Source organism: Nocardia sp. CDC160, from assembly GCF_035818795.1.
In the GTDB taxonomy this organism is placed as follows: Bacteria; Actinomycetota; Actinomycetes; order Mycobacteriales; family Mycobacteriaceae; genus Nocardia.
The window spans coordinates 946,420-970,417 of record NZ_JAYKYT010000003.1 but is presented as its reverse complement, the minus strand read 5'-3'; the positions used below and the strand labels follow the sequence as shown (position 1 = coordinate 970,417).

The window sequence follows — 23,998 nt, the reverse complement described above, 5'->3', positions numbered from 1 at the left end:
GGGTTTTCGCCGGGCGGAGTTCATCCCGCATGTGAGGACAGACTAGGAGAGCGGCAGTGCCGTACATCATCGCTGAACCGTGCGTTGACGTGAAGGACAAGGCGTGCATCGAGGAATGCCCCGTGGACTGCATCTACGAGGGCGGCCGCATGCTGTACATCCAACCGGACGAGTGCGTGGACTGTGGTGCATGTGAACCGGTCTGCCCGGTGGAAGCGATCTTCTACGAAGACGACACCCCGGATCAGTGGGCCGGTTACGTGAACGCGAACGTCGACTTCTTCGACGACCTGGGCTCCCCGGGCGGCGCCACCAAGGTCGGCAAGGTCGACTACGACCCGCCGTTCATCGCCGCGCTACCGCCGATGGCCAGCGAGTAGGACGAGATTTGACCGCGCGTGGCCGGGTCAGCGCACTGCTGCCCGATTTCCCCTGGGACACCATCGCTTCCGTGAAGGCGAAGGCCGCTTCGCACCCGGACGGCATTGTCGACCTCTCGGTCGGCACCCCGGTCGATCCGGTGGATCCGCTGATCCGCGAGGGACTCTCGTCGGTGGCGGAGGTGCCCGGGTACCCGACCACGCACGGCACGCCCGAATTGCGCGAAGCCGTTGTCGCGGCGCTGAAGCGGCGTTTCGGGATCACCGGCGTGGATCCGGCCGCCGTGCTGCCCGCCATCGGCACCAAGGAGCTGATCGCGGGACTGCCGCGACTGCTCGGCCTGGGCTCGCAGGATCTGGTCGTCATCCCCGAGGTCGCCTACCCGACCTACGAAGTGGGCGCGCTGCTCTCGGGTTCGCGCTACCTGCGCGCCGACAGCACCGTCCAGCTCGGTCCCGAGCGGCCCGCGCTGATCTTCCTCAATTCGCCGTCCAACCCGACCGGCAAGGTGCTCGGCGTCGACCACCTGCGCAAGGTGGTGCGCTTCGCCCGCGAGCGCGGCGCGATCGTCGCCTCCGACGAGTGCTACCTGGGCCTGGCCTGGGAGGGGCGCGCGGTCTCCATCCTCGATCCCGAGGTGTGCGACGGCGATCACACCGGCCTGCTGGCCATTCACTCGCTGTCCAAGACCTCGAATCTGGCCAGCTACCGGGCCGGTTTCGTGACCGGCGACCCGGAGCTGATCGCGGAGCTGCTCGAGGTGCGCAAGCACTCGGGCATGATGCTGCCGTACCCGATCCAGGCGGCCATGACCGCCGCCCTCGGCGACGACGCGCACGAGATCGAGCAAAAGGACCGCTACCGGGCGCGGCGGGTGGTGCTGCGAGATGCCCTGCAGCGCGCGGGATTCCGCATCGACGACTCCGAGGCCGGGCTGTACCTGTGGTCGACCCGCGGCGAACCGTGCCGCACTACCCTGGACTGGCTGGCCGAGCGTGGCATCCTGGCCGCGCCGGGCGAGTTCTACGGCCCGCGCGGCAATCAGCATGTGCGCATTGCCCTTACCGCCACCGATGAGCGCATCGCGACGGCCGCTGATCGCCTGACCAGCTGATTTCCCGTTACCACCGGGCCCGTGATAGCGTCTACGACGTTGCAAGGCCCGGTGGCCGAGCAGTTTTGCAAGGCCCTGTGGCGCAGTTGGTTAGCGCGCCGCCCTGTCACGGCGGAGGTCGCGGGTTCGAGTCCCGTCAGGGTCGCCTCTCATGTCGAAGCCCTCCACGCGGAGGGCTTTTTCTTTTTTCTGATCTTCTTCCTGATCTTTCCCAAAACTGACCCGTAGGTTCTTCACACCGCCTATAACAGGTTCTCATCGCATCTCGATGAGGAGTCTTTCAGTGCGTGGTCTGTCTTATGAAACCCCCGGTAAGAGTGTCTATGGCAGCAATGTCAGCCGACGCGGGTTCCTAGCTGCAACAGGTGTCATTCTGGGGGCGGCTGCGCTACTACCGAAGATGCCCTCGGCGCGCGCGTTACCCACCGGCTCGATCAATGACGGCGACACCATGCCGATCCTGGTCATCGGCACCGGCTACGGCGGCGCGGTCGCGGCCCTGCGACTCGCGCAGGCCGGGCAGAGCGTCGTCATGGTCGAGAAGGGCATGTCCTGGACGCAGCCCGGCTCCGACGGCAAGGTCTTCTGCAACATGCTCAACCCGGACGGGCGGTCCTACTGGCTGCGCACGGAGACCGTGCAGCCGATCAACCACTTCATGGGCGCGCCCTACGACAAGTCCATCTCCAAGTACACCGGTGTGCTGGATGCCGAGCAGTTCAGCGGTATTCGCATCTACCAGGGCCGCGGCGTGGGCGGCGGCTCGCTGGTCAACGGCGGCATGGCGGTGACGCCCAAGCAGGAGAACTTCGCCAGCATCCTGCCCTCGGTCGACGCGGCCTCGATGTACAGCACCTACTACCCGCGGGCCAATGCCGGGCTGAAGGTGAACAACGTCGACCAGACCTGGTGGCAATCCGCCGACTGCTATCAGTTCGCGCGGGTCGGAAAGAAAACGGCCGAGAATTCCGGGTTTTCGACAACCTTCGTGCCGAACGTCTACGACTTCAACTACATGAAGCAGGAGCAGGCCAACACCGCGCCGCGCTCCGCGCTCAACGCCGAGGTCATCTACGGCAACAACTACGGCAAGAACTCCCTCGACAAGACGTATCTGGCGGCGGCGTCGGGCACCGGCAAGGTGACCATCGTGCCGCAGCACAATGTCACCACGGTGGCCCCCGCCAATGGCGGCGGATTCTCGGTGTCCATGAACCAGATCGACACCAGCGGCAATACCGTGAAGACCAAAACCGTTACGGCGCAGAAGGTCTTCTTCGCGGCGGGCAGCGTGGGCACCAGCAAGCTGCTGGTCACGCAGAAGGCCACCGGCAAGCTGCCCAACCTGCCCGACTCGGTCGGCACCGGCTGGGGCAACAACGGCAATGTCATGGTGGCCCGGCAGAACCAGGCGTGGGATGCCACCGGCAGCCTGCAGTCCTGCATCCCCACCGTCGGCATCGACAATTGGTCCGACAGCGGCGGTCCGGCCTTCGCGGAGATCTCGCCGTTCCCGGCGGGCATCGAGACCTTCGCGAGCCTGTACCTGGCGATCACGAAGAACCCCAATCGCGGTACCTTCACCTACAACTCGGCCACCGGCGGTGTGGACCTGAACTGGCAGACCGCGTGGAACCAGCCCAGCATCGACTGCGCCAAGCGCATTTTCGACAAGATCAACAGCAAAGAGGTCACCATCTATCGGACCGACCTGTTCGGCGAGTACAAGACCTGGGGTGACGACTTCGCCTACCACCCGCTGGGCGGCTGCGTGATCAATGTGTCCACCGACAACTACGGGCGGCTCACGTCCTACCCGGGTCTGTACGTCATCGACGGTTCGCTGATCCCGGGCCTCACCACCGTCAACCCGTTCGTGACGATCACCGCGCTGGCGGAACGCAATATCGAGAACATCATCGCCAACGACTTCCACTGACGGGGGTCCCAGACCCGAGGGCGGTCCGGTGTGCTCCGCCGCCCTCGGCCCGGCCGGGGCGTGTCCCTCCGCCCCGGCCCAGGCGCTCGCGTTAGCCTGGGATATGGACGCTGTCACGGTTGTCCCTGCTCCCGGCAACGAACCGGTGCACACCTACGCACCGGGCAGCCGCGAACGTGAGGTGCTGACCGGCAAGCTCGCCGAACTCTCCGCCGAATCCGTCGATGTGCCCTTGGTGATCGGTGGCGAACATCAGCCCGGCGGCGGGGAACGGCTGCAGATCGTCATGCCACACCGGCACCGGCACGTACTCGGGACCTACACCAATACCACCCACGACGAGGCCCGCGCCGCGATCGCCGCCGCCACGGCCGCCGCACCCGGCTGGCGGGCCCTGCCATTCGAGGAACGCGCGGCGGTGCTGCTGCGGGCCGCCGACCTGCTGGCCGGGCCCTGGCGAGAGACCCTCGCCGCCGCCACCATGCTCGGGCAGTCGAAATCGGTGCAGCAGGCCGAAATCGACGCACCCTGCGAGCTGGTGGACTTCTGGCGATTCAATGTCGCGTTCGCCCGGCAGATTCTGCGAGAGCAGCCGGAATCCGCTGCGGGCGTGTGGAATCGGATGGATTATCGGCCGCTCGAAGGATTCGTCTACGCCATCACGCCATTCAATTTCACCGCCATCGCCGGAAACCTGCCCACCGCGCCCGCCTTGATGGGCAATACCGTCGTGTGGAAACCCTCACCGACGCAGACGCTTTCGGCCTACTACACCATGAAGCTGCTCGAGGAGGCGGGCCTGCCGCCCGGGGTCATCAATATGGTGACCGGGGACGGCGCGAAGCTGTCGGAGGTGGCGTTGGCCGATCCCAAGCTGGCGGGCATCCACTTCACCGGATCCACCCGCACCTTCCAATTCCTGTGGCAGAGCGTCGGATCGAATATCGGCCGCTACCACGGGTATCCGCGGCTGGTGGGGGAGACCGGCGGCAAGGACTTCATCCTCGCCCACCCGTCGGCCGACCCGGATGCCCTGCGTACGGCCCTGATTCGCGGGGCCTACGAGTATCAGGGCCAGAAGTGCTCGGCCGCCTCGCGGGCCTATATCGCCAAATCGGTGTGGCGGCGGATGGGGCAGGATTTCCTGTCCGAGGTCGAATCGCTGACCTACGGTGATGTGGCCGACCTGTCGAATTTCGGTGGGGCCGTGATCGACAGCCGCGCGTACGCCAAGTGCGAGGCCGCCATCGACCGGGCCAAGGGCGCCGGAATCGACATCATCGGCGGCCGGTGCGACGACGGCACCGGCTGGTTCGTCCACCCCACCGTGCTGCTCGGCGACGATCCGGGTGACGAGGCGTTCGCCACCGAGTACTTCGGTCCGATCCTGTCGGTCTACGTCTACGACGACACCGCGCCCGACTCGTTCACCGACATCCTCGATATCGTCGACTCCACCTCGCCCTACGCCCTGACCGGCGCGATCTTCGCCCGTGACCGCCGGGCCGTCGAAACCGCCACCACCGCCTTGCGATTCGCGGCGGGCAACTTCTACATCAACGACAAACCCACCGGCGCGGTCGTCGGCCAGCAGCCCTTCGGCGGCGCCCGCGCCTCCGGCACCGACGACAAGGCGGGCTCCTACCTCAACCTGCTGCGCTGGGTGGCCCCGCGCACGCTCAAGGAAACCTTCGTTCCCCCCACCGATTTCCGCTACCCCCACATGGAGGTGCGATGAACCCGCTGCGCCCCGCGATCCTGGCCGCGGCCGGATCGTCCCGGATGAAGAACGCCATCACCCGGATCCCGGTCACCGCGGCCGTGGTGCGCCGCTTCGTGGCCGGTGAGGCCCGGGCCGAATTGCTGCCCGTGGCCACCGCGCTGCTCGAGAGCGGCCGCTCGGTCAGCGTCGACTTCCTGGGCGAGTACACCACCGAGCGCGCCCAAGCCGATGCCGCTGTGACGGAATATCTTTCGCTCATCGACGATCTCGCCGAGGTCGATCTCGCCGTGCCCGGATCGCACACCGACATCCCGCGCGTGGAGGTCTCGCTCAAGCTGTCCGCGCTCGGCCAGTTCCTGGACCGGGACGGGCCCGCCATTGCCGCGGAGAACCTGCACAAGCTGTGCACGAAGGCGGTCGAACGCCACGTCTGGGTCACCGTGGACGCCGAGGACCACACCACCACGGCCGACACCCTGCAGGCCGTCCGCACCGCCCGCGCGGAATTCCCTTGGCTGGCCGTGGCTTTGCAGACCTACCTGCACCAGGCCGAGGCCAACGCCCGCGACCTCGCCGCCGACGGCACCCGAATCCGCCTGTGCAAGGGCGCGTACCAGGAACCCGCCACCGTCGCCTACCAGCGCCGCTCCGACGTCGACGCCTCCTACCTGCGCTGCCTCGATGTCCTCATGCGCGGCGCCTGGTACCCCATGGTCGCCTCCCACGATCCGGCCATGATCGCCGCCGCCCTCACCCTGGCCGACGAAAACAACCGCGCCCCTGGCGATTTCGAATTCCAAATGCTCTACGGCATCCGCGACGCCGAACAACGACGCCTCACCGCCGAGGGCCACAACCTCCGCGTCTACGTCCCCTACGGCACCCAGTGGTACGGCTACCTCATGCGCCGCCTCGCCGAACGCCCCGCCAACCTCGGCTTTTTCCTGCGTGCCCTGGCAGATCGCTAGACGAGCCGAGCGCTAGACCAGCGGTCGCCCGAAGCGGCGGCGCAGGCGCATGTCGGCCAGGTAGAAGTTGAAGGGGAACAGGCGGATCAGCGCGGGCATGCGGGTCCACACCATGGAGATCACTCGCAGAAAGCCCGCGAAAATGCGCTCCTCGCGGGCGCTCCAGGTCATGGACATCTCGTCGCGCAGGTGCGGGGGCAGTAGGGCGGTGACGATGAAGCGGTGCAGGCCGCCGAAGACGATCTGTAGCGGCCACGGGAGCATCTTCAGGTCGATGAGGTCGTTGAAGTACTTACGGGTCGGCGCGTCGATCCGCTTGGTCGCGAGGTTCTCCTCCCAGTACGAGTAGAACTCGTCGCGCGTGGCGGGCCACATGTCCTCTCGCATTTGCAAGGTGGTGCCCAGGCGTGCGCCGTACTGGTAGAAGGCTTCCGCCACTTCGGGAGTCATGGGTCCGCGCATGCGGTGGTAGAGGTCGTCGATGCCCCAGTACAGACAGGCCGCCACCCACAGCTGGAGTTTGGGGTCGAAGGCGTTGTACTTGACCTCGGCGCCGGGCTTGGAATGGATCGAGCGGTGGGAGCGATTGACGGCCTCGCGGTAGTCGCGACGGTCGTCCTCGTTGCCGAGCAAGGCGACCGAAATGTAGGTGAGGGTGGTTCGCAGCCGCTTGATCGGATGCAGCATGACCTTGCCGCTGTCCACATCGCTCTCCATGACGCCGTAGGCGACGGGCTTCAGTGACAACTGGATGACGACATTGGCCGCGCCGCCGAGGAAGGCGGCGATGCCGTCGAGGTGCTCGCGCACGGTTTCCGGGGTCATCGGCTCGTAGGCCGGTGCGAACTCGTCGAACTTGCGAAGCGGTGCGGTCATCGTTGACTCGGCTCCTCGTCGTCACTCCTCGCCCATGAGGAGAGTGTGAGAAATTTCGCTACTCACCTTCTCATCGCGGTTTGGTCGTGTCAATGTGCGAAGATTAGTGCCTCACCGTTTCACCGCGACCGGAAAGGGCTCGGACCATGGCCAAGTTGGCCAAACTGTTGCCGCTCGTCCGCGGATCCGGCCCCGAGGACCGCAATCAGGCGAAGGTCCTCGACGCCGCGCTCATGGCCTTCCTGGACTTCGGCATCAAACGCACGTCCATGGTGGAGGTCGCCCGGCGCGGCGGACTCTCCCTGGCCACGCTCTACCGCCGCTACGCGGGCAAGAACGACCTGATCCAGGCGGTCGGTCTGCGGCAGGCCCGGCAGTTCATCACCGATGTGGACGCCGCCGTGCAGGGCCCGATCGAGGCCGACGCCAGCGCCGAGGAGCAGATCGTCGCCCTGTTCGTCGCCTTCATCGAGGGGCTGCGCGGCAATCAGTTGCTCGACCGCCTGCTCAAGACCGAACCCGAGATCGTGCTGCCCTACCTCACCGTGCAGGGCGCGCCGGTCATCGAGCTGGGGCGCGACTATCTGGCCGAATTCATCACCCGGCTGCAGTCGGAAGGCAAACTGCCGCAGTACGATCCGCTGCCGCTGGCCGAGATGATCGCCCGCGCGGCACTGTCACTGGCGCTGACCCCGCAGACCGTCATCCCGATCGGCGATCCCGAGGCGCTGCGGCGGTTCGCCCGCGACCACGTCATCCCGGGATTCCGAATCCTCTGACCCGCACCGAATCCTCTGACCCGCACCGGGATTCACACCAGCCGCAGGCCCAGCCTGCGGCGTAGGCGCATATCCAGCAGATAGGCATTGAGCGGAAACGCGCGGATCGGCGTCGGCACCACGCTCTCGGCCACGCCGACCACGCGCAGCATGCGGGCCAGCGCGCGATCCTGACGTGGTGTCCAGGTCATGCCCATCTCGTCGCGAAGATGTTGCGGCAGTAGGCCGGTCACGAAGAAGCGGTGCACGCCGCCGAAGGCGAGCTGGAACGGGCGGGGCAGCATCTTCAGGTCGATGAGGTCCTCGAAGTAGGCCTTGATCTTCGGATCGATGCGGGTTTTCGCGAGGTTCTCCTCCCAATAGCGGTCGAAGGCAACGCGATCGGCGGGCCACATGTCCGGGCGCATCTGGAGCGTGGTACCGAGCCGGGCGGCGTAGTGGTAGAAGGCGTCGGCGTCGAACTCGTCCATGGGGCCGTGCATGCGCTCGTAGAGGTCGCGCGCGCCCCAGTACAGGCAGGCCGCCACCCACAGCTGGAGCTTGGGATCGAAGGCGTTGTACTTCACCGTGCTGCCCACGCCGGAGCGAACGTACTTGTGCACCGAGTCGACGGCCTCGCGATAGGCCGCGCGGTCCTCCTCGCTGCCGAGCAGCGCGACCGCCAGGTAGGTGAGGGTGGTGCGCAGGCGTTTGAGGGGATGGATCATGACGTTCCCGGATTCCACCGGGCTCTCCACCACGCCGTATCCGACCGGGCGGTTGGCGAGTTGCATGATCACATTCGCGGCCGCGCCGAAGAAACCGGCCGCGCCGTCGAGGTATTGCCGAATATCGATCTCGGGTTCGGGGGCGTGCTGGTCGAACGGATCGTGAAGCGGCCTGGTCATCATTGACCACATCCTCTGGTGAGAAGGTTATACAGAAACTTTCTTACCCGCTCGGGTCGCCTGTCAACCGACTTGGCAGGTTCGCAAGCGATTCGTTGCCGGTGAGCCTCCGGTAGCGTGGCCGCCGTGTCGCCGTTGTTGCTGAGCTCGCTGAACCCGGCCGCCATTGCCGCCGGGGACGATATTCCGAACGCCGTCACCATCGAGGGGGAGACGCTGTCGCGCGGTGATCTACTCGGTGCGGCCACCTCCGTCGCCGAACGGGTCGCCCAGGCGCGGCGGGTGGCGGTGCTGGCCGAGCCGACCGTCACCACCGTGCTCGCGGTGGTCGGCTGCCTGCTCGCAGGGGTGACGGTGGTGCCGGTGCCGCCGGACGCGGGCAGCGCGGAACTGGCGCACATTCTGAAGGATTCGGGCGCGCAGGCGTGGCTGGGCAAGGCTCCCGCGGGGACGGAGCTGCCGGTGGTGCCGGTGCGCAAGCACGCGCGGTCCTGGCATCGATACGCCGAACCGCCCGGCAAATCAACGGCTTTCATTCTCTACACCTCGGGCACGACCGGTGCGCCCAAGGGTGTCGTGCTCAGCCGCGACGCCATTGCCGCCGGACTGGACGCCTTGATCGAGGCGTGGGGGTGGACCTACAAAGACGTTCTGGTGCACGGTCTTCCGCTGTTCCACGTGCACGGTCTGATCCTGGGCGTGCTCGGTCCGCTGCGGGTCGGCAGCCCGCTCGTGCACACCGGCAAGCCGACGCCCAAGGCCTACGCCGAGGCACACGGCACCATGTATTTCGGGGTGCCGACCGTGTGGTCGCGGGTGGTCGAAGAACCCGCGGCGGCAAGGGAATTGGCGAAGGCGCGGATTCTGATCTCCGGCAGCGCGCCGCTGCCCGTGCCGGTGTTCGAGCGGCTGGCCGAACTCACCGGCCACGCGCCGATCGAACGCTACGGCATGAGCGAAACCATGATCACCATTTCCACCCGGCCGGACGGTGAGCGTCGCCCGGGGTGGGTCGGCCTCCCGGTCGCCGGTGTCGAGACCCGGCTGCGCGACGAGGCGGGCCACCCGGTGCCGCACGACGGGGAAAGCGTTGGCGGACTTCAGGTGCGCGGCCCGATGCTGTTCGACGGCTACTTGGACAAACCCGAGGTGACCGCGGCGAACTTCACCCGCGACGGCTGGTTCAAGACCGGTGATGTGGCCGTCATCGATGCCGAGGGTTTCCACCGCATTGTCGGCCGGGAATCGGTGGATCTCATCAAGTCCGGCGGCTACCGCATCGGCGCGGGCGAGATCGAGACGTCACTGCTGGGCCATCCGGCGGTGGCCGAGACGGCCGTCATCGGCGTGCCCGACGAGGATCTCGGCCAGCGCATCGTCGCCTTCGTCGTCCTGCGCGACGGTGCCGCCGCATCGATCGCCGACGATCTCATCGCCCATGTGGCGGGCGAACTTTCGGCTCACAAGCGTCCGCGCGAGGTGCGTGTGGTCGACTCCCTGCCGCGCAATGCCATGGGGAAGGTGCAGAAGAAACTGCTGTCTTGACCTCGAGTGCACTCGAGGTCCTACCGTGAAGCCATGACCGCATCCCTGTCGCCCGCCCAGATCGAATACCTGAACAGCCAGCGATTGGGGCGGCTGGCCACCATTCGCCCCGACGGCTCCCCACAGAACAATCCGGTCGGCTTCCGCTACAACGCGGCGCTGGGCACCATCGATATCGGCGGGCGAGACCTCGGCGCCAGCCAGAAGTTCCGCAATCTGCTCAAAGATGAGCGTGTCGCCTTCGTGGTCGACGACATCAAATCCGTGCAGCCGTGGGAAGTGCGGTGCCTCGAAATCCGAGGCACCGCACAGGCTTTGCGCGATGTCGAACCGTTCTATCCGGGGCTGTCCCCGGAACTCATCCGGATCACCCCGGAACGGGTTATCGGGTTCGGTATCTAGTCGTTGGCGTGCAGGGCGGCCTAGTCGTTGGCGTGCAGTGCAGCATTGAGCTCGACGCCGGTGCCCTTGCGGGGCCGGACCTCGACCGCGCCGGTCACCGAGTTGCGGATGAACAGCAGGTTCGACTGCCCCGACAGCTCACCGGCCTTGATGACGGTGCCGTCCGGCCCGGTCACCTTGGTGCCCGCGGTGACGTAGAGGCCCGCCTCGACCACGCAGTCGTCGCCGAGCGAGATGCCCAGGCCCGAGTTCGCGCCGAGCAGGCAGCGCTCGCCCAGCGAGATGACCTGCTTGCCGCCGCCGGACAGGGTGCCCATGATGGACGCGCCGCCGCCGACGTCGGAGCCGTCGCCGACCACCACACCGGCCGAAATGCGGCCCTCCACCATGGAATTGCCGAGCGTCCCGGCATTGAAGTTCACGAAGCCCTCGTGCATGACCGTGGTGCCCGAGGCCAGGTGCGCGCCCAGGCGCACGCGGTCGGCGTCGGCGATGCGCACGCCCGAGGGCAGCACGTAGTCGACCATGCGCGGGAACTTGTCCACGCCGTACACGGTGACCGGGCCGCGGGCGCGCAGCTTCAGGCGGGTCAGCTCGAACTCTTCGAGCGAGCACGGGCCGAAGTTGGTCCAGACCACATTGGCGAGCAGACCGAACTGGCCGTCCAGGTTCGCGCCGTGCGGGCGGATCAGACGGTGCGAGAGCAGGTGCAGGCGCAGATACACATCGTGCGTGTCGACCGGTGCGGCGGACAGGTCGGCGATGGTGGTGCGGACCACGACCGTCTCGACCCGGCGGGCCTCGTCCACGCCGACCGCATCGGCGAACTTGGCGTACTCGACATCGGAGGCATCCAGGCGCTTGGAGCCGGTATCGCTGAATTCACCGAGCTCCGGGTACGGATACCAGGTGTCGAGCACCGTTCCGTTCGCGGTGATGGTGGCGAGGCCGACTGCTGTTGCTCCCTGAGTACTCACGTCCCATTACGTTACCGGTCTGTGAATTCGTACCGCATGCGGTGTCTATTCGTGCCAGAGCAACCACCGTGCGAAGAGCGGAGGTAAAACCTCCCTTAAGGTGGATCAAGTGACCACCATCGATCTGAGTGCCGATCCCATTTCACTCACCGCCGCGCTCGTGGACATTCCGAGCGTGTCGAAGGACGAGAAGGTCATCGCCGACATCGTCGAAAAGGCGCTGCGCGAACAAACCACCGGATTCGAGATCGTGCGCCACGGCAATACCGTGCTGGCCCGCACCAACCGCGGCCTGCCGACGCGGGTCATTCTCGCCGGGCATCTGGACACCGTGCCCATCGCCGACAATGTGCCCAGCCATTTCGAGACCGCCCCGGACGGGGAACGGCAGCTGTGGGGTTGCGGCACCGTCGATATGAAGTCCGGCGACGCGGTCTTCCTGCACCTGGCCGCCACCGTGGCCGAGCCGGTGCACGATCTCACGCTGATCTTCTACGACTGCGAGGAGATCGCCGCCGAATTCAATGGCCTCGGCCGCATCGAACGGGAATTGCCGGAATGGCTCGAGGGCGATCTCGCCATTCTCGGTGAACCGTCGGGCGGGTGGATCGAGGCGGGCTGCCAGGGCACCCTGCGGGTGCGGCTCACCACCGCGGGCGTGCGCGCGCACACCGCGCGAGCCTGGCTGGGAGACAACGCGATTCACCGGCTCGCGCCGATCCTGGAGCGGTTGGCCAACTACCGGGCGCGCGAGGTCGAGATCGACGGCTGCACCTACCGCGAGGGCCTGTCCGCGGTCCGCGTCGAGGGCGGCGTGGCGGGCAATGTGGTGCCGGACGTGGCCTCGGTGGACGTGAACTTCCGCTTCGCTCCCGACCGCACCCTGGATCAGGCCACCGAGCACGTGCGCGAGGTATTCGCCGGGCTGGAACTGGATTTCGAGCGCACCGACGGCGCGCCCGGTGCGCTGCCCGGCCTGTCCAATCCGGCCGCCAAGGACCTGATCGAGATCGTGCACGCGCACGGCAGCGGCGGCGTCCGCGCCAAGTACGGCTGGACCGATGTCTCGCGATTCGCCGCGCGCGGCATTCCGGCCGTCAACTTCGGCCCGGGCGACCCGAACCTGGCGCACAAGCGCGACGAGCACCTGCCGGTGGACCAGATCACGCAGGTCGCGTCGATGCTGCGCAGTTACCTCACCGGGGCCAAAGACTGATCGGATGTTCAGCACCGCGCTGGTCAAGCGACCGGCGCGGGTAACCGGTGCCCTGTACGGTTGGCTGCATGTCTGCTGACGAAGAGGTGAGGTCGCCGAAGACACCGCGATTCCGCGGGCCGATCATGCTGCGGCGGGATCGGAAAAAGGGGATAGGGACCACGGATCAGCATCTGCTGGACGAACGCGGCCAGGCCGACTGGGTGCACACCGACCCCTGGCGCGTGCTGCGCATCCAGGCCGAATTCGTCGAGGGCTTCGGCGCGTTGGCGGAGGTGCCGCGCGCGGTCGCGGTCTTCGGCTCCGCGCGCACGCCCGCCGACTCCGCCGAGTACCAGGCCGGGATGGCCATCGGAAGTGCCTTGGCCCGTGCGGGTTTCGCGGTCATCACCGGTGGCGGCCCGGGTGCCATGGAGGCGGCCAATCGGGGTGCGTCCGAGGCGGGCGGCTACTCCATCGGCCTGGGCATCGAGTTGCCGTTCGAGCAGCACCTCAACGAGTGGGTCGATCTCGGCATCAACTTCCGGTACTTCTTCGCGCGCAAGACCATGTTCGTGAAGTACGCCCAGGCCTTCGTCTGTATGCCGGGTGGGTTCGGCACCCTCGACGAGCTGTTCGAGGCGCTCACCCTGGTGCAGACCCACAAGATCACCCGCTTCCCGATCATCCTGTTCGGCACCAAATACTGGGCGGGACTGATGGATTGGATGCGCGACTCGCTGCTCGGCTCGGCCAAGATCGCGCCCGGCGACCTCGGGCTGCTGCACCTGACGGACAGCGTGGACGAGGTGATCCAGATCGTCACCGCCGCCGCGCACGCCCGGCACGAGATGGAAGAGTCCGGTGGCGTGGAGGACCAGTGGTGAGCGAGCCGTACTCGGTCTGCGTGTATTGCTCCGCGTCCGTGGACGATCCGCGGGCGCTGGAGCTGGCCGCCCGGGTGGGCACCGAAATCGGGCGTCGCGGTTGGCAATTGGTGTCCGGCGGCGGAAACGTCTCCATGATGGGCGCGGTCGCGCGGGCCGCGCGGGAGGCCGGGGCCAAGACCGTCGGCGTCATTCCCAAGAAGCTGGTGCACCGCGAGGTCGCCGACACCGACGCCGACGAGCTGATCGTCACCGACTCCATGCGCGAGCGCAAACAGGTCATGGACGATCGCGCCGACGCGTTCTTGACCCTGCCCGGCGGCATCGGCACCCTCGAGGAGCTGTTCGAAACCTGGACCGGGGCCTATCTGGGCGTGCACGAGAAGCCGGTGGTGATTCTCGATCCGCTCGGGCACTACGCGGGGCTGTTCGCCTGGATCGAGGAGTTGGGGCGGCGCGGCTACGCCGGTCGCGAGGCCGTGGACACCGCGGTGGTGACCGCGGACTTCGACGCCGCCTTCGCGGCGCTGCGGCCGGGTTACTGATCTTCCGGACGGGTATTTCGGCGACGGTTCTTGACCGAATCCGCCGATATGGCCGGAATTCGCGCCGAATCAAGCGAAACCATGTGGTTTCACTCGACAAGATCGGGTGGATCGACAAGGGTGGGCGTACGGCGTGAGCACGACCCGTGAGGAGCACAGCAAGTGAATACGGATGCCCGTTCGACGGTGAGCCTGTTCGATTTGGCCCGCAGTCTGCCCGGCATGGCGACGTCGGCCCCCGGCATGATCCGCAACGCCGTGCACATGCTGGTGAAATCCGGCGACAAGGCGTCCATCGGACTGTTCTTCCAGCGCGGCGCGGCCAAGCACCCGGACCGGCCCTTCCTGAGATTCGAAGGGCGACAGTACACCTGGGGCGAGGCCAATGCCGAGGTCAACCGGTACGCGAATGTGCTTGCCGCGCACGGCGTCCGGCGCGGCGACGTGGTCGGCATCCTGTTGGCCAATCGGCCCGAGGCGCTGTTCACGGTGCTGGCCACGGTGAAACTCGGTGCGACCGCGGGCCTGCTCAATCACAATCAGCGAGATACGGTGCTGCAGCACAGTTTCGGGCTGCTGAACTCGGTGCTCGACGTCATCGGCGAGGAATGCGCCGACGCGCTCGAGACGCTCGATGAGCCCCGGCCGAATGTGCTCTGGTCGGAGGAGCTCGCGGCCCAGGCCCGCATCGTGGACGACGCGAATCCGGCTGTGACCGAACAGATCACGGCCAAGGAGCGTGCCTATCTGATCTTCACCTCCGGCACCACCGGCCTGCCCAAGGCCAGCGTCATGACCCATCAGCGCTGGACCAAATCCATGGCCGGGATCGGCGGTCTGGGTGTGCGGCTCAACGGCCGGGACACGCTGTACTGCTGCCTGCCGCTCTATCACAACAACGCGCTCACGGTGGCGCTGTCCTCGGTCATCGCGGGCGGCGCGACCTTCGCGCTCGGGCGCAAGTTCTCGGCCACCCGCTTCTGGGACGAGGCCATCGCCAACCAGGCCACCGCCTTCGTCTACATCGGCGAACTGTGCCGCTATCTGCTCAATCAGCCGCCCCGACGCACCGATCGCGCGCACACGGTCCGACTGTGTGTCGGCAATGGTCTGCGGCCCGAGCTGTGGGACGAGTTCCAGAACCGCTTCGGTCTCGAGCGGATCGTCGAGTTCTACGGTGCCAGTGAGGGAAACGTCGCCTTCATCAATGCCTTCAGCATCGACAAGACCGCCGGATTCACCCCGCTGCCCTTCGCCATCGTGGAATACGACGACGCCACCGGCAAGGCGCGGCGCGGTCCGGACGGCCGACTACGCCGGGTCGCCCACGGCGGCGTCGGCCTGCTGCTGGCCAAGGTCACCGACAGCTCGCCGTTCGACGGCTACACCGATGCCGAGGCCACCGAATCCAAGCTCGTGCGTGACGGTTTCAAGAAGGGCGACTGCTGGTTCGACACCGGCGATCTGGTGCGCGATCAGCGTTTCGGCCACATCGCCTTCGTCGACCGCCTCGGCGACACCTTCCGCTGGAAGGGCGAGAACGTGGCCACCACCGAGGTCGAGGGCGCCTTCGGCGGCATCGACTCCGTCACGCAGGCAGTCGTTTTCGGCGTCGACATCCCCGGCGCCGACGGCAAGGCGGGCATGGCCGCGGTCACCCTGCACGAGGGCGCGACCTTCGACGGCAAGGTGGCCGCCAAGGCCCTCTACGAACGCCTCCCCACCTACGCCGTCCCCCTCTTCATCCGCGTGGTCGACGAACTCGAGCAAACCTCCACCTTCAAGAGCCGCAAGGTGGAACTCCGCAAACAGGGCTACAACCCCGACGCCGAGGGCACCCTCTACGTCCTCGCGGGCCGCACCGACGGCTACATCCCCGCCTACCCCGACTACCCCGCCGACGTCGCCGCCGGGCGGGTGCCTGCCAACTGAACCGTCTCGCTTACCTCACCTGCTCGTACACCCGGACGTAGTCGACGACCAATGCGGCTGGGAACACGGTGGTTTCGTCCGGCGGGCCCGGCCAGGTCCCGCCGACCGCGAGGTTCAGCAGCGCGTAGAAAGGGTGGTCGAACACCCACTTCTCGCCCGCCTTCAGCGTCTTCTTGTCGATGCTGAAGTAGCGGTGGTCGTCCAGGAACCAGCCGATGCGGTCGGGCGTCCACTCCACCGCGTAGAGGTGGAAGTCGTCCGAGAGCCGTCCGTCCCATTCGTAGTCCTCGGTATATCCCGGATCCTCGAACCCCGGGCCGTGCGCCGAACCGTGCACGGTGCCGGGATCGTCGCCGACCGTCTCCATGACGTCGATCTCGCCATTGCCCGGCCATGGCCGCCGCTCGAGATTCGCGCCCATCAGCCAGAACGCGGGCCAGAAGCCCTTGCCCGCGGGGACCTTCATGCGCGCCTCGAACCGGCCGTAGGCCTGGTCGAAACGGTCGAGGGTGGTGATGCGGCCGGAGGTGACATCGCACGGCCCGAACGCGCAGCCGCTCATCCCCGGCAACCGTTCGCGGCGGGCCGTGATCACCAGGTGCCCCTGACCGTCGGTGGACACGTTCTCGGGGCGGTCGGTGTAGTACTGCCATTCCTCGTTGCCCCATTGCGGTTCACCTCCGCGGTCGTACACCCACTTCGCCGGATCGGGCCGCCCACCGGCCGGGCCGTCGAACTCGTCCGACCAGGTCTGCCGCCAGTGGAGCGCGACATCGGTCGCGGTATCACGACTTTCGTGCGGCGAACAACCCGCGAGCAGGATCGTGGTGGCGGCGGCGAATGCGGTGGCGCGAAGGATTCTCATCGTGCGGCAGCTTGACTGTCGGAGGGTGAGGAATTCGTGAGGGTGCGGGCGCGGGTCGCCGCGGTGTCGAGCGCGGCGGAGTTTCCGGCAACTGAACAGCAGCCGGTCGGACGCCGGTTCCGGTCGGCTGCCCAGCAGGTGCGCCACAGCGCTCGGTACAGTCGAGGGCATGTGTGCGCCGTTGCCGACATTGTGCGGGAAGCCGGTGGCGACGGATCGGGCGCTGGTCATGGCGATCGTGAACCGGACGCCGGATTCCTTCTATGACCGCGGCGCGACGTTCACCGACGACGCCGCCATGAGAGCGGTGGACCGGGCCGTCGCCGAGGGGGCGGATCTGGTCGATATCGGCGGGGTGAAGGCCGGGCCGGGGTCGGAGGTGGATGCCGCGGAGGAGGCGCGGCGGGTGGTGCCGTTCGTGGCGGCCATTCGCGAGCGGTATCCGGATCTGCTCATCAGCATCGACACCTGGCGGGCCGAGGTGGCCCGGGCCGCGGTGGCCGAGGGGGCGGATCTGATCAATGACACCTGGGCGGGAGCGGATCCCGAGCTGGTGAGCGTGGCCGCCGATCTGGGCGTAGGAATCGTGTGTTCCCACACCGGGGGTGCGATTCCGCGGACCCGTCCGCACCGGGTGCGGTACGCCGATGTGGTGACCCAGGTCACCGAGACGGTGGTGGCCGCGGCCGAAAATGCTGCGGCGGCCGGGGTGGCCAAGGACTCGATTTTGATCGATCCGACCCATGATTTCGGCAAAAACACCTATCACGGGCTCGAATTGTTGCGTGCGATAGACGTTCTTGTGAAAACCGGATGGCCCGTCTTGATGGCGCTGAGCAATAAGGATTTCATCGGAGAGACTCTTGGTGTCGGACTGACCGAACGATTGGAGGGCACATTGGCAGCGACTGCTTGGTCGGCCGCCGCGGGTGCTCGCGTCTTTCGTGTGCACGAGGTCGCCCACACGCGCCGGGTGGTGGACATGATCGCCGCCATCCAGGGTCTCCGCCCACCCGCCCGTACCCTGCGAGGTCTCGCATGAAAACAGACTGGGTGCATACCAACACCTTCGATCGCCCCGAATGGACCGTCGAGGAACTGATCGCGGCCAAGGGTGACCGCACCGTCTCCGTGGTTCTTCCGGCCCTCAACGAGGAAGCCACCGTCGCCGCGGTGGTGGCCAGCATCCGGCCCCTGGTCGGCACGCTGGTGGACGAACTCGTCGTCCTGGACTCCGGGTCCACCGACGCCACCGCCGCCCGCGCACGAGCCGCCGGAGCCGAGGTGGTGACCCGCGAACAAGCCGTCCCCGAACTCGAACCCGTTCCCGGCAAGGGCGAGTGCCTGTGGCGCTCACTGGCCGTCACCACCGGCGACATCATCGCCTTCGTGGACTCCGACCTCATCGACCCGGACCCGAACTTCGTGCCGAAGCTGCTGGGCCCCTTGCTGACCGTGGACGGCATGCACCTGGTCAAGGCGTACTACCGCCGCCCGCTGCGCACCGGCGAGGCGGTCGACCACCACGGCGGCGGCCGCGTCACCGAACTGGTCGCCCGCCCGCTGCTGGCCGCCCTGCGCCCGGAACTCTCGAATGTCCTGCAGCCCTTGGGCGGTGAGTACGCGGGTACGCGCGAGTTGCTCACCTCCGTCCCCTTCGCCCCCGGCTACGGCGTCGAAATCGGTCTGCTCCTCGACACTTACGACCTGTTGGGCCTGTCCAGCATCGGCCAGGTGAACCTGGGCGTCCGCCAGCACCGCAACCGTCCCCTGGCCGACCTCGGCGTCATGAGCCGCCAGATCCTGGGCACCGTCCTGGGCCGCAGCGGAATTCAGGACTCGGGTGCGGCGCTGACCCAATTTCCCCTGGTGGCAGGCGAATTCATTGCGAACACCACCGAGGTTTCGCTGGCGGATCGCCCGCCGATGAACACCCTCCGCCCCGAAGAGGCCGCCGCCTGAGGCTGTTTCAGCGATCGTGGCGGTAGATCGGGGTCAACAGGTCCGCCTCGATCGGTTCGCCGGTCGACCGGTCGTAGCGGACGCCCACCACGGCCGAGAACGGGTGGGTGCCCGCGCGTTCGTGCAAGGTGGCGAGTCTGGTTGCCAGCAGGCGGATTGCGCCGAGGGAAGCCGGTGGGTGCAGGCCGTCGATGACCAGGACGCTGCCCTTGCCGTCGGGGCGGGGTAGGCGCGCCAGGTAGGCGATGTCGTAGGGCTCCGTGCCGCCCGGTCGGTAGACGCGGCGGGCGGCCCGGTCCTCGATGCCGCGGCGCACCCGGCCCGCGCGCGCCACGGTGCGGCGCAGGCGGGGGTCGGCGGCCACCAAATAGCGCAAACTGGGCGACAATTCGGGCCCGCCGAGCACGATCAGGCCGTCACGGTCGAGGTCGAGCGGGCGGCCCGGTAGGAACCGCTGGACATTGGCGGTGAAGCCGAGTTCACGCAGGAGTTCTACGAGCCGGTGCGGCGCTGCGGCATCCGGCGCGCCCACCAGCGCGATGGCGCGGGTGGTGCTGCGCACGTCCGGGGTGAGGATGGTCAGCGGGCCGTGCCCAAAGAACAGACCCTCCGGTACCGGCCCCTGCGTGCTGACCTGATGGATGCGCGCGCGGGAAAGTCCCGCGGCCGCACCGATTCTCGCGAACGTCCACCCTTCGGCATGCAGTTCACGGATGACGGCGCGGCGGATGCGAGTCAGCTCATTGATCTGCTGCTGCGCAGCGGCCACGCCTTCGGTGGCGGCTTTCAGGCGTTCGACCTTGTCCTCGATCGCGAATACCCGTGCCACCTCGTCGGCCGACATGTGCGCAGTCTAGATAGCTGGACAGCATCATGCGTCAAGCCCGGTCGACAGAATTGATCTCGGGCACGGCCCGGATTGCCGTCAGGTGGCGTCGGGATCCACCGGTGGACGCTCGTTGCGCTCCAGCGGTTTTTGTACCTTGGGTATCGAAATCGGGCCGGATCCCGTATTGGTGGAACCGTTTCCGCTGTTCGGGGAGCTGAGCGGCTTGTCGAAATTGGTCAGATCGTTGAAGCTGTTCAGCACCGAATCGTCGCCGTCGAGCAGGTGTTTGGTGACCATCGACCGCGGATTCATACTGCGCAGTTCGTTCAACTGCTCCAACGGTTTCCGGATCTCGTCGAATTCCGGGCCGAGCTCATTGCGCAATTGCTGTGTCGCGCCGGTGGCGTAATCGCGGGCCTGCTTCAACGCGTGCGCGGTCCAGCGCACGGCACCGGGCAAGCGCTCCGGGCCGAGAATGACGAGTGCGGCGACGAGGAGAATGAGCATCTCGCCCCAGCCGATATTGCTGAACACGGATCCAGGCTACCTTTGTCCGATTCGGGCGTTTTCGCCGCCGCACCTGCGCCGATTCATAACCGACTAGTCCGATTCCAGGGTGACCGGCACGTCCACCTCGCGGCCGTCGCGAATCAACCGCACGGTCACCGTCTGTCCGATCTCGTGCGACTGCACCGCCACCGTGAGCTCCTCGGGCCCCGACACATCCCGGTCGCCGACCTTCACGATCACATCGCCCTCGACGATGCCCGCCTTGGCCGCCGGGCTCCCGGCCTGCACATCGGCCACCGCCGCACCGCTCATCACGTCATTGGCGACGATCTTGGTCTTGGCGCTCACGCCCAGTCGCGGGTGGTGCACCGAGCCGTCCCGAATCAGCGCCTGCGAGATCCGCTTCACCTGATCCACCGGAATCGCGAAGCCCAGACCCACCGAACCGCCGCTCTCGGACTTGATGGCCGAGTTGATGCCGATCAACCGACCCTGCATATCCACCAGCGCGCCACCGGAGTTGCCGTGGTTGATGGCCGCGTCGGTCTGCACCGCGTCGAGGGTGGCGTCGGTGTCGGTGCCCTCGCCGCCGACCTTCACCGGCCGGTGCAGTGCCGACACGATGCCCGAGGTGACCGTCTTCTCCAGGCCCAGAGGCGAACCCAGCGCCACCACGTCGTCACCGACCTGCACGTCATTGGAATTGCCGAGCTGAATCACCGACAGGTTCTTCACATCGACCTTGAGCACCGCCAGATCCGACTTGGTGTCGCGGCCGACGATCTGGGTCGGCACCCGCTGCCCGTCGGAGAACACCACGTCCAGCTTCGCCTTGCCCGATTTGTCATTGGCGGCCAGCGAGATCACGTGATTGTTGGTGACGATGTATCCGGCCCCGTCGATGACCACGCCCGAACCCGTGGATCCGGTGTCGCCCAGCCACGCTCGCACGGTGACCACCGCGGGCATGACGGCATTGACCACCTTGGTGAGCTGGTTGTGTCCCGCGCTGCCCGCGGGCGCGGACTGCAGCGTCACCTTGCGCGAGGTGAGCGCGGACGCCGACGAACCGGTGAACGCGCCGACGAAACCACCCAGCAACCCGATCACCGCCGCGATCGCGGCCAGCGTCGCGAGCGCCTTCCAGGACACCCGGCCGCCGAAGAGCACCTCGCGCGCGCCCAGTTTCGGGCCGGGGGTCAGCGATTGCGGCTGGGGTTGCGCGACGGCCGGGGTACCCAGCCGCGCGGGCGAATTCGGGTCCCGCCACGGATCGGCGGGCGCGGCCGGGGCCGCCGCCTCACCCTTGGCCTCCGGATCCCGTTGCAGGACTTCGGTCGAACCCTCCGGGCGGCCGAAGGCCTCGGCCAGCACCGCGTCGGGCGGACGATTCTGAATCTCGGAGTCCCCGGGCGCGGCCTGCGGCGCGGCACCGGCGGGACGCGCGGCGAAGGATCCGTGCTGCCCGTTCGGGCGGCGGAAGGCGCGCGCGGTGTGATTGTCGACATGCGGCCGGTAGACCGGGCGCGGCCCCAGCACCGGTGCGTCCGACGGCCTCAGGTTCCCCCGATCGGCCGCCGAATCGGATTCCCCGGACAACGGTGAATTCGCCGCGGGCCCGCTGTCCTTGCCGGGACCCGTGTTCTTCGATTCGGTGGTCACGCTATGGACTCTACTTGCGCCACCACGAGGTCCACCGTCTGCTGTCGAACGAATCCGCCGGGTGGTTGCCGCATTCTTGAATGAGGGCACGCGGAATCCGGCTGAGCGTGTCGTGCAGGCTCAGGGGCGCGGAGATCTGATCCGAGGACTGTCGCAACGCGATCCGCGCCTGCTGCTGTGCTTCGACCTCCGCGGCACACTCCCGGCACACGGAAATGTGGTGGGCGGCACGCAGGTAGGCGTTCATGCGCAATTCGCCGTCCACGTAGGCGGCGATGGCCTCACTGGCCAGATGCTCGGTGGGGGCGAAACGCGGGGGACGACGGTGCGGTCGGTCCTCGCCACTCATACGCTGCACACCCTTCCGGACGATTCGAGCCACGGGCGAGCCCCGCGAGCGGACACGAAGTCCGCGGGCTCACCCGACCTTTTCGGTGGCGGCGAAACGCCGCTCCACCCCATTATGCTCGAGGTGCTCACGCAGTGCCTGACGTCCACGATGGATGCGGCTGCGCACGGTACCCAGCTTGACGCCCAGCGTCGCGCCGATCTCCTCGTACGACAGACCCTCGATGTCACAGAGCACGACCGCGGCGCGGAACTCCGGGGCCAGCGAGTCCAGCGCGGACTGCAGATCGGGATCCAGGTTGGCGTCGTGATAGGCCTGCTCCGGGCCGGGACCCTCGGAGGGGACGCGGTCGTAGTCCTCCGGCAGCGCCTCCATGCGAATGCGATTGCGGCGGCGGACCATGTCCAGGAACAGGTTGGTGGTGATGCGGTGCAGCCAGCCCTCGAAGGTGCCGGGCTGATAGTTCTGCAGGGAACGGAAGACCCGGATGAACGTCTCCTGGGTCAGATCCTCGGCGTCCTGCGGATCGCCGGTGAGGCGGTAGGCCAGGCGATACACGCGATCGGCGTGCTCGCGGACCAGTTCGTCCCAGGTCGGCATGACGGAGCGGTCACCGGTCGCGTCGAAGGCCGCGGTGCCGGTCAGGGGGCCCTCATCGTCGGTAAGCTGGGCCTCGGGGGACACGAAGAGCTCACTGTTCAGCGGGGTGTCGCTGTCCAGCGGCTGGATCTGCGGGTGCAGAGTGTTGGCGTGTTCACGCGCCGCGTCGACCATGTGGATGGGATTACCTCCTACTCGGGACCGTGAACGTCGGTACCGATGACAGTGACAACCACTCGGTTGGTTCAGCTGTTCCCGGTGCCTGGTTCACGATCGCTGGCCTGGCGTGAGGCTTACTCTCGTCGGTCGTGATGAGCCATCCGTATGGGGAGGCTGAGGGACACCTGAGAAAAATCGCCACCACGGCCGGTCACCGCCACGCCTTACCGGTGTATCGCCATTAGCCTCTACTTCGTGAGCCAGACTCCCGCGGCACAGAACCTGCAGCGCAACCTCGCCTACGTGGAGGAATCCGTCGCCGAGGACGACATCCTCGTGGGCGCGCGCGAACGCGCCCTCGAACTCGGCGCGGCACCCATCGCGCCCGCGGTCGGCGCGCTGCTCAGCATGTACGCCCAATTGCTGGGGGCGCGGGCCGTGGTCGAGGTCGGGACCGGGGCCGGGGTCAGCGGGCTGTGGCTGCTGGACGGCATGCGCGAGGACGGGACGCTGACCACCATCGACTCCGAACCCGAGCATCAGCGCGCGGCGCGGGAGGCGTTCCGCTCGGCCGAGATCGCGCCCGCGCGCACCCGGCTCATCAATGGGCGGGCCCTGGATGTGTTGCCGCGCTTGGCCGATGGGGCCTACGACCTGGTTTTCATCGACGCCGCGCCGCTCGAGCACCCGCAGTATGTGGTGCAGGCCGTGCGCCTGCTACGCGAGGGCGGGGCGATTCTGCTGCACAATGCGCTGCTCGGGGGTCGGGTGCCGGATCCGGCGCAGCGCGATCCGCAGACCGTGGCGGTGCGGGCCGCGACCCGGGCGATTGCCGAGGATCCGGATCTGACCAGCGTGCTGATCCCGGTGGGGGACGGGTTGCTCTGCGCTTCGCGCGGGTGAAATAGCAAG

At 67.3% G+C, this 23,998-nt stretch carries 24 protein-coding genes and 1 tRNA gene; 16 read left to right on the top strand and 9 right to left on the bottom strand.

Going from position 1 to position 23,998, the window contains the following annotated elements; translation table 11 throughout:
• Nucleotides 1-56: 56 nt before the first annotated feature.
• The 6 genes from fdxA to VMT40_RS19105 all read left to right on the top strand — a co-directional run bounded on the left by fdxA (nt 57) and on the right by VMT40_RS19105 (nt 6,125).
• Nucleotides 57-380 carry a ferredoxin gene (fdxA, locus tag VMT40_RS19130; protein WP_040812194.1) on the top strand — a complete coding sequence of 108 codons (324 nt, stop codon included), beginning with the start codon at nt 57-59 and terminating at the stop codon, nt 378-380.
• Between the two features lie 8 nt (nt 381-388).
• Nucleotides 389-1,495 carry a succinyldiaminopimelate transaminase gene (dapC, locus tag VMT40_RS19125; RefSeq protein WP_326359702.1) on the top strand — a complete coding sequence of 369 codons (1,107 nt, stop codon included), beginning with the start codon at nt 389-391 and terminating at the stop codon, nt 1,493-1,495.
• 71 nt (nt 1,496-1,566) lie between these two features.
• Nucleotides 1,567-1,640 (top strand) — tRNA-Asp (locus tag VMT40_RS19120).
• A 255-nt stretch (nt 1,641-1,895) separates the two neighbouring features.
• Nucleotides 1,896-3,434, top strand: a complete 1,539-nt coding sequence (locus VMT40_RS19115) for a GMC oxidoreductase (protein WP_326359701.1) — start codon at nt 1,896-1,898, stop codon at nt 3,432-3,434.
• A 103-nt stretch (nt 3,435-3,537) separates the two neighbouring features.
• On the top strand, nt 3,538-5,172 hold the full coding sequence (pruA, locus tag VMT40_RS19110) for an L-glutamate gamma-semialdehyde dehydrogenase (protein ID WP_326359699.1): 1,635 nt from the start codon (nt 3,538-3,540) through the stop codon (nt 5,170-5,172).
• Nucleotides 5,169-6,125: a proline dehydrogenase family protein gene (locus tag VMT40_RS19105; protein WP_326359697.1), complete on the top strand. Its 957-nt coding sequence runs from the start codon at nt 5,169-5,171 to the stop codon at nt 6,123-6,125. Before pruA ends, VMT40_RS19105 begins: the two co-directional genes overlap by 4 nt.
• A gap of 12 nt (nt 6,126-6,137) precedes the next feature.
• On the opposite strand, the gene VMT40_RS19100 is transcribed toward VMT40_RS19105, so the two are convergent.
• The gene (locus tag VMT40_RS19100) at nt 6,138-7,001 is read right to left on the bottom strand and encodes an oxygenase MpaB family protein (protein ID WP_326359696.1); all 864 of its coding nucleotides are present in this window, start codon (nt 6,999-7,001) and stop codon (nt 6,138-6,140) included.
• Between the two features lie 146 nt (nt 7,002-7,147).
• Here VMT40_RS19100 and VMT40_RS19095 point away from each other — a divergent pair, with 146 nt between their 5' ends.
• Nucleotides 7,148-7,780 carry a TetR/AcrR family transcriptional regulator gene (locus tag VMT40_RS19095; protein ID WP_326359694.1) on the top strand — a complete coding sequence of 211 codons (633 nt, stop codon included), beginning with the start codon at nt 7,148-7,150 and terminating at the stop codon, nt 7,778-7,780.
• A 32-nt stretch (nt 7,781-7,812) separates the two neighbouring features.
• On the opposite strand, the gene VMT40_RS19090 is transcribed toward VMT40_RS19095, so the two are convergent.
• On the bottom strand, nt 7,813-8,667 hold the full coding sequence (locus VMT40_RS19090; protein ID WP_326359692.1) for an oxygenase MpaB family protein: 855 nt from the start codon (nt 8,665-8,667) through the stop codon (nt 7,813-7,815).
• 135 nt (nt 8,668-8,802) lie between these two features.
• On the opposite strand from VMT40_RS19090, the gene VMT40_RS19085 reads away from it, so the two are divergent.
• Together VMT40_RS19085 and VMT40_RS19080 are read left to right on the top strand one after the other, a co-directional pair.
• The gene (locus VMT40_RS19085; RefSeq protein WP_326360255.1) at nt 8,803-10,212 is read left to right on the top strand and encodes an acyl-CoA synthetase; all 1,410 of its coding nucleotides are present in this window, start codon (nt 8,803-8,805) and stop codon (nt 10,210-10,212) included.
• Between the two features lie 33 nt (nt 10,213-10,245).
• A complete protein-coding gene (locus tag VMT40_RS19080; protein ID WP_326359690.1) occupies nt 10,246-10,614 on the top strand; it encodes a PPOX class F420-dependent oxidoreductase in 369 nt (122 codons plus the stop codon).
• 20 nt (nt 10,615-10,634) lie between these two features.
• Here VMT40_RS19080 and dapD read toward each other — a convergent pair whose 3' ends face one another.
• Nucleotides 10,635-11,591 (bottom strand): 2,3,4,5-tetrahydropyridine-2,6-dicarboxylate N-succinyltransferase, encoded by a 957-nt coding sequence (dapD, locus tag VMT40_RS19075; protein WP_326359689.1) that lies wholly within the window; start codon nt 11,589-11,591, stop codon nt 10,635-10,637.
• A 109-nt stretch (nt 11,592-11,700) separates the two neighbouring features.
• On the opposite strand from dapD, the gene dapE reads away from it, so the two are divergent.
• The 4 genes from dapE to VMT40_RS19055 all read left to right on the top strand — a co-directional run bounded on the left by dapE (nt 11,701) and on the right by VMT40_RS19055 (nt 16,150).
• Complete coding sequence (dapE, locus tag VMT40_RS19070) at nt 11,701-12,807, top strand: succinyl-diaminopimelate desuccinylase (protein WP_326359687.1); 1,107 nt, start codon at nt 11,701-11,703, stop codon at nt 12,805-12,807.
• A gap of 68 nt (nt 12,808-12,875) precedes the next feature.
• Entirely contained in the window at nt 12,876-13,673 is a 798-nt protein-coding gene (locus tag VMT40_RS19065) for a TIGR00730 family Rossman fold protein (RefSeq protein WP_326359686.1), read from the top strand.
• On the top strand, nt 13,667-14,218 hold the full coding sequence (locus VMT40_RS19060) for a TIGR00730 family Rossman fold protein (RefSeq protein ID WP_326359684.1): 552 nt from the start codon (nt 13,667-13,669) through the stop codon (nt 14,216-14,218). The genes VMT40_RS19065 and VMT40_RS19060 overlap by 7 nt, the downstream gene beginning before the upstream one ends.
• 162 nt (nt 14,219-14,380) lie before the next feature.
• Complete coding sequence (locus VMT40_RS19055) at nt 14,381-16,150, top strand: long-chain-acyl-CoA synthetase (protein ID WP_326359683.1); 1,770 nt, start codon at nt 14,381-14,383, stop codon at nt 16,148-16,150.
• Between the two features lie 10 nt (nt 16,151-16,160).
• On the opposite strand, the gene VMT40_RS19050 is transcribed toward VMT40_RS19055, so the two are convergent.
• Nucleotides 16,161-17,015, bottom strand: coding sequence for a glycoside hydrolase family 16 protein (locus VMT40_RS19050; RefSeq protein WP_326359682.1), 855 nt, complete (start codon nt 17,013-17,015; stop codon nt 16,161-16,163).
• A 169-nt stretch (nt 17,016-17,184) separates the two neighbouring features.
• On the opposite strand from VMT40_RS19050, the gene folP reads away from it, so the two are divergent.
• Both folP and VMT40_RS19040 read left to right on the top strand, forming a co-directional pair.
• Complete coding sequence (gene folP, locus VMT40_RS19045; RefSeq protein WP_326359681.1) at nt 17,185-18,057, top strand: dihydropteroate synthase; 873 nt, start codon at nt 17,185-17,187, stop codon at nt 18,055-18,057.
• Complete coding sequence (locus VMT40_RS19040; protein WP_326359680.1) at nt 18,054-18,977, top strand: glucosyl-3-phosphoglycerate synthase; 924 nt, start codon at nt 18,054-18,056, stop codon at nt 18,975-18,977. The genes folP and VMT40_RS19040 overlap by 4 nt, the downstream gene beginning before the upstream one ends.
• A gap of 7 nt (nt 18,978-18,984) precedes the next feature.
• On the opposite strand, the gene VMT40_RS19035 is transcribed toward VMT40_RS19040, so the two are convergent.
• From VMT40_RS19035 to sigE, 5 genes are all read right to left on the bottom strand, one after another.
• A complete protein-coding gene (locus VMT40_RS19035; RefSeq protein WP_033088195.1) occupies nt 18,985-19,821 on the bottom strand; it encodes a hypothetical protein in 837 nt (278 codons plus the stop codon).
• 81 nt (nt 19,822-19,902) lie between these two features.
• The gene (gene tatB, locus VMT40_RS19030; RefSeq protein ID WP_326359679.1) at nt 19,903-20,340 is read right to left on the bottom strand and encodes a Sec-independent protein translocase protein TatB; all 438 of its coding nucleotides are present in this window, start codon (nt 20,338-20,340) and stop codon (nt 19,903-19,905) included.
• Nucleotides 20,341-20,406: 66 nt separating this feature from the next.
• Entirely contained in the window at nt 20,407-21,978 is a 1,572-nt protein-coding gene (locus tag VMT40_RS19025) for a S1C family serine protease (protein WP_326359678.1), read from the bottom strand.
• A gap of 10 nt (nt 21,979-21,988) precedes the next feature.
• Complete coding sequence (locus VMT40_RS19020; RefSeq protein WP_326359676.1) at nt 21,989-22,327, bottom strand: hypothetical protein; 339 nt, start codon at nt 22,325-22,327, stop codon at nt 21,989-21,991.
• Nucleotides 22,328-22,396: 69 nt separating this feature from the next.
• Nucleotides 22,397-23,101 carry an RNA polymerase sigma factor SigE gene (sigE, locus tag VMT40_RS19015; RefSeq protein ID WP_326359675.1) on the bottom strand — a complete coding sequence of 235 codons (705 nt, stop codon included), beginning with the start codon at nt 23,099-23,101 and terminating at the stop codon, nt 22,397-22,399.
• A gap of 240 nt (nt 23,102-23,341) precedes the next feature.
• Between sigE and VMT40_RS19010 the strand changes: the two genes are divergently transcribed.
• Nucleotides 23,342-23,989 (top strand): O-methyltransferase, encoded by a 648-nt coding sequence (locus tag VMT40_RS19010; RefSeq protein WP_326306494.1) that lies wholly within the window; start codon nt 23,342-23,344, stop codon nt 23,987-23,989.
• The last annotated feature ends 9 nt before the right edge of the window (nt 23,990-23,998 follow it).